We start from the raw sequence: 11,816 nt of genomic DNA, 5'->3' as shown, positions 1-11,816 counted from the left end.
TAACTTACCCCAGCGTCTTGTTCAGCGCCTGATCCAGGTCGGCGATGATGTCCTCCGGCGTCTCCAGCCCGATGGACAGGCGGATCACCTCGGGGCCGGCGCCGGCCGAGGCCTGGGCCTCCGCCGACAGCTGGCGGTGGGTGGTCGAGGACGGGTGGATGATCAGCGAGCGGGCGTCGCCGATGTTGGCGAGGTGGCTGAACAGCTCCACGCTCTCCACCACCTTCACGCCGGCTTCGAAGCCGCCCTTGACGCCGAAGGTCAGCACCGCACCGGCACCGCGCGGCAGGTACTTCTTCGCCAGCGCGTTGTACTTCGACGATTCAAGCCCGGCATAGCTGACCCAGCTGACCGCCGGATGGCTTTCCAGGAACCGCGCCACCGTCAGCGCGCTGTCGGCGTGGCGCTGCATGCGCAGCGGCAGCGTCTCGATGCCGTTCAGCGTCAGGAAGGCGTTCATCGGCGCCTGGCTCGGCCCCAGGTCGCGCAGGCCCACGGCATGGCCGTGGATGGTGAAGGCGAGATGGCCGAAGGTCTCGTGGAAGCGCAGGCCGTGATAGCCGGGATCGGGCTCGCTCAGCGCCGGGAACTTGCCGGACTTGCTCCAGTCGAACTTGCCGCTGTCCACCACCACGCCGCCGACCGAGGTGCCGTTGCCGGACAGGAACTTGGTGGTCGAATGCACCACCAGCGTGGCGCCCCACTGGATCGGGTTGATCAGGTAGGGGGTGGCCAGCGTGTTGTCGACGATCAGCGGGATGCCGGCGTCGTCGGCAATCCGGGCGATGGCCTCGATGTCCGTCACCACGCCGCCGGGGTTGGCGAGGCTCTCGACGAAGATCGCCTTGGTCTTCTCGGTCAGCGCCGCCTTGACGTTGTCGACCGTATCGGTGTCGACGAAGCTCGGCTGCCAGCCGAAGGCGCGCGGGAAGCTGATGCCGAGCTGGTTCAGCGAGCCGCCATAGAGCTTCTTCGAGGCGACGATGTGGTCGCCCGGCGCCATCAACGGGAACAGGGCGAGCAGCTGGGCGGCATGGCCCGACGAGGTGGCGGTGGCGCCGGCGCCGCCCTCCAGGTTCGCCAGCCGCTCCTCCAGCACCGCCACCGTCGGGTTGGTCAGGCGGGAATAGATGAAGCCGACCTTCTGCAGGTTGAACAGCGAGGCGGCGTCGTCGACGTCTTCGAAGACGAAGCTGGTGGTCTGGTAGATCGGCGTCTGCCGCGCGCCGGTCGCCGGATCGGGAGCGGCGCCGGCATGGATGGCGCGGGTTTCGAAGCCAAAGCTCTTCTGTTCAGTCATCTGTGTGATTCCCCCAATTTATCAGATCAGTTTTTTGAACGATTTCGTCGGCGCCAAGCGGCGCGTCACCAGCAGGTTGGAATTGACGCCGATCCGGCCGATCTCGCCATAGAGGCGCTGGATTTCCATCTTCGGACAGCGGTCCATCACAACGGTCAGACCAGCGGACTGCGCCCGCGCCGCCGCCTCGTCGTTGCGGACGCCCAGCTGCATCCACACCACCTTGGCCCCGGCGGCGATGGCCTCGTCCGTCACCCCGCCGGCGGCGGCGGAGTTGCGGAAGACGTCGACCATGTCCGGCGGCTCCGGCAGATCCTTGAGGCTGGCATAGACCGGCAGGCCAAGGATGGTCTGGCCCGCCATCTTCGGGTTGACCGGGATGACCGTATAGCCCTTGTCGCGCAGATACTTCATCACGAAGAAGCTGGCCTTCACCGGGTCGGCGCTGGCCCCCACCACGGCGATGCTCTTCGTGCCGTCCAGCACGCCGCGCAGGAAGGCATCGGTATAGTCGGCCGGCTCCGTGATCCCTTGCGCGCTCATCGGCCGCACCAGACCGGGGTGCGCTTGCCCAGGAAGGCGTCGATGCCCTCGGCGGCATCCTCGGCCATCATGTTCTCGGTCATCACCTTGGCCGCATAGGCATAGGCGCCCTCGGCATCCAGCTCGATCTGGCGGTAGAAGGCCTCCTTGCCGGTGGCGAGCGTCAGCGGCGACTTCGACGCGATCTTGGCGGCGACGCCCTCCACCACCTCGTCGAGCTGCTCGGCCGGCACCGCGCGGTTGACGAGGCCGATGCGCTCCGCCTCCTCCGCGTCGATCAGGTCGCCCAGCAGCAGCATCTCCATCGCCGCCTTGCGCCCGACCGCGCGGGTCAGCGCCACCATCGGCGTCGAGCAGAACAGCCCGATATTCACCCCCGGCGTGGCAAAGCGCGCATCCTCCTCGCAATAGGCGAGATCGCAGGTCGCCACCAGCTGGCAACCGGCGGCGGTCGCCACCCCGCGCACCTTGGCGATCACCGGCTGGCGGACGCGGTTGATCGTCAGCATCAGGCGCGAGCACTGGGTGAACAGCGCCTCGTACAGCTCGCGCGACGGGGCGGCGCGCATCTCCTTCAGGTCATGGCCGGCGCAGAAGGCGCCGCCGGCCCCGGCCAGCACCACGGCGCGGACGCTGCTGTCCTCGTGGATCGCATCCAGCGCGTCCTGCAACGCGGCCATCAGCCCCATCGACAGGGCATTGCGCGCCTTCGGCCGGTTCAGCGTCAGCGTGGCGACCCCATCGCGATCCTCGCGCAGGACCAGCGCTTTATCCTGCGGGGGGTGGGGCTCTTGTGTCGAAACCGCGGCGCTCATGGTCGTTGTCCTCCCGTATTCCTTTGGTTGCGCACCGCCGGCAGCTTAACGCGCCGGGAAAGCGGGTGACACGGGGAACCTGCAGGGCAGGGACAATGAGACGACAGGGCGACGGGAATTTCAACAGAGAATTTTGTCTGAAGCGATTATATCCCTTTTATTTCAGTAGGAAATTCGCCCCGAAAAATCCCCCTCCCATGGCGGGAGAGGGCTTTTCGGTTACGATGCCTTGGCGGTCTTCTTCTTCGGCGCGGCGGCTTCCGCCGGAGCGTCCTTGGCCGCCTTGGCCTTGGTCGCCTTCTTGGCGGCCGGCTTCTTGGCCGCAGCCTTGGCCTTGGCGGGCTTCTCCGCCTCCGCGCCCTCGGCCTTGGCCGGCTCGGCGTCCTTCGGGGCCTTGCCCTTCTTGGCGGCGTCCTTGGCGACCTTGGCGTCGATCAGCTCCAGCGCCTGTTCCAGCGTGACGCTGTCCGGCTCGGTTCCCTTCGGGATCGAGGCATAGACGCTGGCGTGCTTCACATAGGGACCGAAGCGGCCCGAACCCATGGTGATCGGCTTGCCGGTCTTGGGGTGGTCGCCCAGAGTCTTGGCCGGGGCCGAGGCCTTCTTGGCCGCACCGGCCAGCAGGTCGACGGCGCGGTTGATGCCGATGGTCAGCACGTCGTCATCGGGCGTCAGCGACTTGTAGACGCTGCCATGCTTCAGGTAGGGACCGAAGCGGCCGATGCCGGCGCTGATCTCCTCACCCGTTTCCGGATGGTTGCCGATGGCGCGCGGCAGGGCCAGCAACCGCAGCGCGGTGTCGAGATCGACGTCGGCAGCGGCCATGCCCTTGGGCAGCGACACCCGCTTGGGCTTCGGCGCCTCGTCCTTCTTCTTTTTCTTTGCCTTCGGTTTCTTGCCGTCCGCGGGCTGCTCCTCTGCCGCCGGTTCCTCCGGCGGCGCGGCAGCGGCAGGCGCCGGGCCGAGCTGGATGTAGGCGCCGAACGGGCCGCGGCGCACCGTCACCGGCAGGCCGGTTTCCGGATCGTTGCCCAGCTCGCGCGGGCCTTCCTGCGCCTCGCCATTCTCATCGTTGGCGACGGCCAGCGGCCGGGTGTAACGGCATTCCGGATAGCGCGAGCAGCCGATGAAGGCGCCCATCTTGCCCAGTTTCAGCCCCAGCCGGCCCTCGCGGCAGACCGGGCAGACGCGCGGGTCGTGGCCATCTTCGGTGGCGGCGGGGAAGAAATGGGCGCCGAGTTCGTTGTCGAGCGTGGTCAGCACCTGGGTGATCGTCAGATCCTTGGTGCCGTTCACCGCCACGTCGAAGGCGGTCCAGAAGTCGCGCAGGACGGTCTTCCAGTCGATCTTGCCGTCGGAGATCTCGTCCAGCTGGTTCTCCAGCTCCGCCGTGAAGTTGTACTCCACATAACGGTGGAAGAAATTCTCCAGGAAGGCCGTCACCAGCCGGCCGCGGTCTTCCGGGATGAAACGCCGCTTGTCCAACCGCACATAGTTGCGGTCCTGCAGCACCTGGAGGATCGAGGCATAGGTGGACGGGCGGCCGATCCCCAGCTCCTCCAGCTTCTTGACGAGGCTGGCTTCGGAATAGCGCGGCGGCGGCTGCGTGAAATGCTGCTCCGGAGCGATGTCGCCGCGGGCCAGAGCATCGCCCTGGTCCATGGCCGGCAGGCGGCGTTCCTGCTGGTCGTCCTCGGCCGCGTCGTCGCGGTCCTCCTGATAGACCTTCAGGAAGCCGTCGAACACCACGATGGAACCGGTGGCGCGCAGGACCACATCCTTCGACGGGCTGGCGATGTCCACCGCCACCTGATCCAGCACGGCGCTTTCCATCTGGCTCGCCAGCGTCCGCTTCCAGATCAGCTCGTAAAGCCGCAGTTCGTCCCCTTCCAGATAGGCGGAGACCGTGTCCGGGCGGCGCTGCAGGTCGGTCGGCCGGATGGCCTCGTGCGCCTCCTGGGCGTTCTTGGCGGCGGTCTTGTAGACGCGCGGCTGGGCCGGGACATAGCGCTCGCCATACTGCGAGCCGATCAGGCTGCGGGCGCCGTCGATGGCCTCCTGCGACAGGCTGACGCCGTCGGTTCGCATATAGGTGATGAGGCCGACCGTCTCGCCGCCGATATCGACGCCCTCATACAGCCGCTGCGCCGTGCGCATGGTGCGGGTGGCGCCGAAGCCCAGCTTGCGCGAGGCCTCCTGCTGCAGGGTGGAGGTGGTGAAGGGCGGCGACGGGTTCCGGCGGCTCTGCCTGCGCTCCACCGACGACACGGCGAAGGCCTGCGGGCGGATCTTCGCCACCGCGGCCTCGGCGGCCTCGCGGTTGGGCAGGCCGAACTTGTCGAGCTTCCTGCCGTCCAGCTGGGTCAGCGACGCGGTGAAGGCGGCGCCGGCGGGCGTGGTGAAGCCCACGGCGATGGACCAGTATTCCTGCGGCTTGAAGACCTCGATCTCCGACTCGCGCTCGCAGATCAGGCGCAGCGCCACCGACTGCACGCGGCCGGCCGACTTGGAGCCCGGCAGCTTGCGCCACAGCACCGGCGACAGGGTGAATCCCACCAGATAGTCCAGCGCCCGGCGCGCCAGATAGGCGTCGACCAGTTCGCGCGACACGTCGCGCGGGTTGGCGATGGCGGCCTGCACCGCGCTCTTGGTGATCTCGTTGAAGGTGATGCGCTGGACGTCGCGGTTGTCGGTCAGATTCTTTTCGCGCAGCAGCTCCGACAGGTGCCAGGCAATGGCCTCTCCCTCGCGATCCGGGTCGGTTGCGAGATAGACGCGGTCGGCCGACTTCACCGCCTTGGCGATCTCGTCGATGTGGCGCTTGGAGCGGTCGCCCAGCTCCCATTCCATCGCGAAGTCTTCATCCGGGCGCACCGACCCGTCGCGCGCCGGAAGGTCGCGGACATGGCCGAAGCTGGCGATGACGGTGTAGTCGTCGCCCAGATACTTGTTGATGGTCTTCGCCTTGGCCGGCGATTCGACGATGACGACGTTGCTGCCCGGCAAGAAACCAGCCCTTCGCGTATGCCCACTCAAACCACGGCGGCGCCGATCAGGCGAGAGAGACCTGATGACCGGGAAGACGCTGGACTCGGCCGGCAAGCTCAAGTTCCAGAACCACGGTCAGCACCACCGGAGCGGACAATTGGCACCCGCGGACGAGTTCGTCAATGGTGACGGGGGAGGGGCCCAGGTTTTCCAGCACCAGGGCACGGGCCTTTGCAAGGTCGGATTCGTCTGCTTGCGCGGCCGGGCCGGGGACCAGCCCGGCGGCGCTGAACAGGTCGCGCGGCCGTTCCGCCAGTGTCGGCGGACGCAGGTTTTCGATGGCGCGCAGGACGTCGTCGGCCCGCTCCACCAGCGCCGCCCCCTGGCGCAGCAGGTTGTTGGTGCCGTGGCAGCGCGGATCGAGCGGAGATCCCGGAACCGCCATCACCTCCCGCCCCTGTTCCAGCGCCATCCGCGCGGTGATGAGCGATCCGGAGCGCAGCGCCGCCTCCACCACCAGAACGCCCAGCGACAGGCCGGAGATCAGGCGGTTGCGGCGGGGGAAATGGCGGGCCTGCGGCTGGGTGCCGATGGCGCTTTCCGCCACCACCACGCCCTGCGCCACGATGTCGCGGTAGAGTCCCTCATTCTCCGGCGGATAGACGACGTCGACGCCGCCCGCCAGCACGGCGGCGGTGCCGCCGGCGAGTGAACCGGCATGGGCGGCGGTGTCGATGCCGCGGGCCAGGCCGGAAACGACCAGCAGTCCGGCCGTGCCCAGCTCCCGCGCCAGCGACTCGGCGAACTTCTTGGCGTTCAGCGAGGCGTTGCGCGCCCCGACGATGGCGACCGCGCGCCGTTTCAGCAGATGGGCGTGTCCCGCCACCGAGATCACCGGCGGCGCATCGTCGACCGCGGCCAGCGGTTCCGGGTAGTCGGGCTCGCAGGCGCAGATCAGGCGGGCGCCGAAGCGGCGGTTCGCCTGCATCTCCCGCTCCGCCTCGGCCTTGGGGGCGACGCGCAGCGGTTTGGTCCGCCCGCCGCGCCGCGCCAGGTCCGGCAGGGCGTCCAGCGCCGCACGGGCGCTGCCAAACTGCTCCAGCAGGCGGTGGAAGGTGATCGGCCCCACATTCTCGGTGCGAATGAGGCGGATCCAGTCGAGCCGTTCGGCATCGGACAAGGGGCGGCGCGGTTGTGTCATGTCCGAGAGTCATACAACCGAATGACGTTCGGCATCAACATTCAAACGTATGAGGGTATTGCTGCCGGCGGTCCATGCCCATGGATGGTGGGTGGCGATGCTTGTGCAATCCCATGGCGGCGCCGGGCACCGCATGGCCGCCTTGCCGACGGCGTGGGGCGTGCGCCATCGCACCCGAGGACTCGCGGAGGCGGCATGCCTCGACTTTTTGAGGATATCCCGGCAGACAATCTATGTTGCTTCCGCCCGGATCATAATCTTCATGCGGCGGGAGATGAACGATCCACCATCGATCGCACTTCCTTATGGCGCGCTTCAATCTTGGCGTGCCCGGAACGCTGGAGCCGCACATTGAATACCATCAGGCGTCAGTGAATCGGCAGCGTGAAGACTTTGGCACTCAGGACCGAAGGTCGGATTTCCCCCAATGGAATCGGTCGCATGCTTATGTATCATCGGCCGCGGAACTGTGGACAAGGGGCGGGGCAGGCAATGTTCGGACGGGGAAAAATCAAACAGGCGCTGATGCGGAAGATGTCGGCGCTGGATGCCCTGCGGGCGAAGGTGATGGTGGCCGACGAGAATCTGACGATCGTTCACGTCAATCCCGCCGTGGTGTCCTTGCTGCGCGAGGTTGAGGGAGACCTGCGCAAGGAACTGCCCCGGCTGGATGTCAGCCGGTTGGTCGGCAGCAACATCGACGTGTTCCACAAGAATCCCGATCACCAGCGCCGCATGCTGGCGGCGCTGACCAAGCCCTACGGCGCCACCATCAAGGTCGGCGGCCACCAGTTCGACCTGCTGGTCACGCCGCTGACCGACAATGGGCAGCGGATCGGCTTCGTCGTCGAATGGGCCGATGCCAAGGAGCGGCTGGAGAATCTCGACTATGCGGCGCAGATGGTTGCCATCAGCCGCTCGCAGGCGGTGATCGAATTCACCACGGACGGCATCGTCACCAAGGCGAACGACAATTTCCTCAAGGTGATGGGCTATCGGCGGGACGAGGTGATCGGCAAGCACCACAGCATGTTCGTCGAGCCGGCGCTGCGCGACAGTGCCGATTACGCCCGGTTCTGGGAGACGCTGCGCCGCGGCGAGTTCCAGGCCGCGCAGTACAAGCGCATCGGCAAGTCCGGCAACGCCGTCTGGATCGAAGGCGCCTACAACCCGATCTTCGACGAGAAGGGGCAGGTGACGAAGGTCGTGAAGTTCGCGGTGGACATCACCGCCCAGATCGTCCTCCTGAACAATCTGAAGGTGATGATCGACACGAATTTCGGCGAGGTCGATCAGGCGCTTCATTTGTCGCTGGGCGAGGCCGGCTCCGCCAACGCCGCCGCCGGTTCGACGTCCGCCAGCGTCCAGTCGGTCGCGTCCAGTGCGGAGGAGCTCGTCTCGTCCATCGGCGAGATTTCGCAGAGCATGACCCGCGCCCGCTCGGCGACCGACAGCGCCTTCGACCGTACCGTGTCGGTGGCGGAAAGCACCGACCGTTTGGCCGCCGCCGCCCAGGCGATGAACGGAATCGTCGGCCTGATCAATTCCATCGCCGGGCAGATCAACCTGCTGGCGCTGAACGCCACCATCGAAGCGGCCCGCGCCGGAGAGGCCGGCAAGGGCTTCGCCGTCGTGGCGTCGGAGGTGAAGAACCTCGCCAATCAGGCCGGCAAGGCGACCGAGCAGATCTCGGCGGAGATCGAGGGCATCCAGTCGACTTCGACCGAAGTCGCCAATGCCCTGAACGCCATCCGCGAGGCGGTCGCCGCCGTGCGGGAACATGTGACCGGCACCGCCTCGGCGGTCGAGGAACAGAGCGCCGTCACACAGACCATGTCGGCCGAAATGCAGGCGGCGTCAGCCGCCGTGGCGACGGTGACGTCCAACATCACGGCGATCTCCACGGCGGTCAATCAGGTGGCCGGGGCGGTCGAACGGACCAAGGAGGCGGCGCACGTCCTGGTCCGCTGACCGCACCGGTGGGCGGCCTCGGCCCGATCAGCGCTTGTGGAACGCCGGCGGGCGCTTTTCGAAGAAGGCGGTGATGCCCTCCTTCGCTTCGCCGTGATGCAGGGCTTCGACGAACAGGTCGCTTTCACGGGCGAGTTGGGTGGCGAAGCTGCCATAGGCAAGCTCCATCAGCTTCTTGGCCCGGCCCATGGCGCCGCTCGGCCCCTCCGCGATGGTTTGCGCCCAGGCAACCGCCTCCGCCAGCGCCCGTCCCGGTGTCGCGATGCGGTTGACCACGCCGGCCGCATGCAGGCGGGCGGCATCGACCGGGCCGCCGGTCAGCATCAGTTCCGCATAGAGCTGCGGCGGCAGCGCGCGGGCCAGCGAGGCGGAGGCGCCGCCGTCCGCCGTCAGCCCGACCTTGACATAGGCGGTCAGGAACTGCGCATCCTCCGCCGCGACGATCAGGTCGCAGGCCAGCGCCAGCGAGAATCCGGCGCCGGCCGCCGGCCCTTCCACCGCGGCGAGGATTGGCTTCGGGCATTCGCGCATCGCGCGGACCCAGCCATGGAAGCGCTCGATCCCATCCCGGTTCTCCGACCGCGAGCGGCTGCCGTGGTGATAGAGATTGGTCAGATGCCCGCCCGAACTGAAGGCGCCACCGGCCCCCGTCAGCACGATGGCGCCGATGCCGGGATCATGCGTCGCCTCGTCGAGCGCATCGCGGCCGGCGGCCATCATCCGCAGGCCGAGCGCGTTGCGGGTGCCGGCGTCGCTCATGGTCAGCACCATGACGCGGCCCTGGCGGTCAACCGTCATGCTGCCGGTATCCTGACGTTCGTTCATGGTCGTTTCTTCCCCGGTTGTCATTGTCCGGCGGAACGGTCTTCGCCGGATGGTGGACGTACTGTGACAGCCGTCGGGCCCCTGTCCAATCCGTCCGACCGGTATAGGAAGGCGCCGGGCGCCGCGGGAAACGCTTGTTCTTCCACAATACCCCTTCCTACATTGGGGTGAGACCGATCGCCGCGGCGACGCTGGGCGGAGCGGCGTGGCGCGACCGAAGGGCGGAGGCGGGGGGATGGCGCTGGCTCTGGACCGGCATGGGGACCGGCATGGTGATCGGCGGGGGCGGGGCAGGGATGGCGGGAAAAGGCCGGACATCGCCGCACCCGTTCCGCCCTATGCCAACCGCAGCATCATCCTGCTGTGCGTTCTCGCCTTCGTGCTGCGGCTTCCGCCGGAGTCCTTCGCCTTCGTTCCGGCCTATTTCTTCGGCACGGTCGAGCTGGCCGGGCCTCTGCCCACTGCCGCCCTGTGGCGCGGGCTGTTCGGGCATGTGCTGATCCATGCTGACCTGACGCATCTGACCTCCAACATGGTCGTGCTCCTGCTGCTGGGCGATGTGGTGGAGCGCGAGGCCGGGCATCTGCGCTATCTGGCGCTGTTCGTCGCCGGCACCGTGGCGGCGGCCTTGTCCGAGGGGGTGCTGGCGGCCGACCGGATGGCGCCGTTGATCGGAGCGAGCGGAGCGATCTGTGCGCTGATGGGCGGATTCCTGTGGATGCGCCCGCGCTTCGGGCTGCTGTCGCGGCGCCTTCCCCGGCGGCTGGTGCAGGGGGCGATCGTCGTTTTCGCGCTGCTCAACGCGGCGATGACGCTGATGCCGCTGCCCGCCGATTCTGCGCTGGCCGAGGTCGGCTGGGGCGCCCATGCCGGCGGGCTGGCTGCCGGGTTCCTGTTGGGGGCGCTGCTGCTGTGGCTGGCCGCACCCCGGCGGGCGGGTCGCGGCGGCGGTTGACGGCGCCTCGGCGGTTGCATTCCGTTTCCATGCCCGAAATACTCGCGCCATCGTCAGCGGGAGAGAGCGGACCATGGGGAACGACGCGGTTCTGGGCGTGATCGGTGGCAGCGGCCTTTACGACATCGACGGCCTGGAGAACACCCGCTGGGTTACGGTGACGACGCCCTTCGGCGACCCCTCCGACCAGCTGCTGACCGGCGAGTTCGCGGGCCGCAAGCTGGTCTTCCTGCCGCGTCACGGCCGCGGCCACCGGATTCCCCCGTCGGAGCTGAATTTCCGCGCCAACATCCACGCGCTGAAGCAGCTGGGCGTGACCGACATCCTGTCGGTGTCCGCCGTCGGTTCGCTGAGGGAGACTCTGCCGCCCGGCACCTTCGTGGTCATCGACCAGTTCATCGACCGGACCTTCGCCCGCGACAAGACCTTCTTCGGCAGCGGGCTGGTCGCCCATGTGGCGCTGGGCCATCCCGTCTGCGGCCGGCTGGGCGACCTGATCGAGCAGGCGCTGGCCGAGCTGGACATCCCGCACCAGCGGCGCGGCACCTACATGGTGATGGAAGGGCCGCAATTCTCCACCGTCGCCGAATCGAAGCTCTACCGCAGCTGGGGCTGCGATGTGATCGGCATGACCAACATGCCGGAGGCCAAGCTCGCCCGCGAGGCGGAGATGTGCTACGCGACCGTCGCCATGGTCACCGATTACGATTGCTGGCACGAGGGGCACGACCATGTCTCGGTCGATGCGGTGATCAAGGTTGTGGTCGCCAATGCCGGCAAGGCGCGCTCGCTGGTGTCGGCGCTGGCGCCCAAGGTGGCGCACCGCGACGGCCCTTGCGTCCAGGGCTGCCACACCGCGCTCGACAACGCGATCATGACTGCTCCGTCCCACCGCGACCCGGCGATGCTGGACAAGCTGTCGCTGATCGTGAAGCGCGCGCTGGGGTGAATGGTGGCTTGCGTGGTCGCTTTCATCCGTGCGCAAAGCGCTTGCGCACGGCATGGGAAAGCCACTGCCACTGCCACTGCCGCTGCCTGATCGGCCCATGAACGAAAGTAGGGGTGTGTGCCTCTCCGGACGTCGAATATATCATCGGTGCACGTAACCATTCGGGTGACGGCAAGACGGTTCCGCGGTTGATCGATGCGGCTGATGGCTGCTCTCGGGAGCAGACGCCGGTCTTCGCATGGTCCTGTGATGCAGTGCTTTAAGAATTC

9 protein-coding genes are annotated in these 11,816 nt (G+C 67.5%); 3 read left to right on the top strand and 6 right to left on the bottom strand.

The annotated features are described in order from the left end of the window. Window positions 1-4: 4 nt before the first annotated feature. The 5 genes from A6A40_RS07520 to dprA form a co-directional block, all read right to left on the bottom strand. Window positions 5-1,300, bottom strand: coding sequence for an O-acetylhomoserine aminocarboxypropyltransferase (locus tag A6A40_RS07520; protein ID WP_063634857.1), 1,296 nt, complete (start codon window positions 1,298-1,300; stop codon window positions 5-7). A 21-nt stretch (window positions 1,301-1,321) separates the two neighbouring features. Beyond that, window positions 1,322-1,843, bottom strand: a complete 522-nt coding sequence (locus tag A6A40_RS07515; RefSeq protein WP_063634856.1) for a CoA-binding protein — start codon at window positions 1,841-1,843, stop codon at window positions 1,322-1,324. Beyond that, window positions 1,840-2,658 carry an enoyl-CoA hydratase gene (locus A6A40_RS07510; protein ID WP_063634855.1) on the bottom strand — a complete coding sequence of 273 codons (819 nt, stop codon included), beginning with the start codon at window positions 2,656-2,658 and terminating at the stop codon, window positions 1,840-1,842. The genes A6A40_RS07515 and A6A40_RS07510 overlap by 4 nt, the downstream gene beginning before the upstream one ends. A gap of 219 nt (window positions 2,659-2,877) precedes the next feature. Further along, window positions 2,878-5,664, bottom strand: a complete 2,787-nt coding sequence (gene topA / locus A6A40_RS07505; protein ID WP_063634854.1) for a type I DNA topoisomerase — start codon at window positions 5,662-5,664, stop codon at window positions 2,878-2,880. A gap of 46 nt (window positions 5,665-5,710) precedes the next feature. Continuing rightward, window positions 5,711-6,847, bottom strand: a complete 1,137-nt coding sequence (dprA, locus tag A6A40_RS07500) for a DNA-processing protein DprA (protein ID WP_063634853.1) — start codon at window positions 6,845-6,847, stop codon at window positions 5,711-5,713. Window positions 6,848-7,372: 525 nt separating this feature from the next. On the opposite strand from dprA, the gene A6A40_RS07495 reads away from it, so the two are divergent. After that, entirely contained in the window at window positions 7,373-8,818 is a 1,446-nt protein-coding gene (locus A6A40_RS07495) for a methyl-accepting chemotaxis protein (RefSeq protein ID WP_236783602.1), read from the top strand. A gap of 27 nt (window positions 8,819-8,845) precedes the next feature. On the opposite strand, the gene A6A40_RS07490 is transcribed toward A6A40_RS07495, so the two are convergent. Then, a complete protein-coding gene (locus tag A6A40_RS07490; protein ID WP_063634851.1) occupies window positions 8,846-9,643 on the bottom strand; it encodes an oxepin-CoA hydrolase, alternative type in 798 nt (265 codons plus the stop codon). 235 nt (window positions 9,644-9,878) lie between these two features. On the opposite strand from A6A40_RS07490, the gene A6A40_RS07485 reads away from it, so the two are divergent. Further along, a complete protein-coding gene (locus A6A40_RS07485) occupies window positions 9,879-10,598 on the top strand; it encodes a rhomboid family intramembrane serine protease (protein ID WP_063634850.1) in 720 nt (239 codons plus the stop codon). A 73-nt stretch (window positions 10,599-10,671) separates the two neighbouring features. Then, window positions 10,672-11,547 carry an S-methyl-5'-thioadenosine phosphorylase gene (locus tag A6A40_RS07480; protein ID WP_063634849.1) on the top strand — a complete coding sequence of 292 codons (876 nt, stop codon included), beginning with the start codon at window positions 10,672-10,674 and terminating at the stop codon, window positions 11,545-11,547. Window positions 11,548-11,816: the final 269 nt, after the last annotated feature.

The organism is Azospirillum humicireducens (assembly GCF_001639105.2).
In the GTDB taxonomy this organism is placed as follows: domain Bacteria; phylum Pseudomonadota; class Alphaproteobacteria; order Azospirillales; family Azospirillaceae; genus Azospirillum; species Azospirillum humicireducens.
The sequence above is the reverse complement of the archived record's forward strand: the minus strand, read 5'-3'. Positions and strand labels throughout refer to the sequence as shown.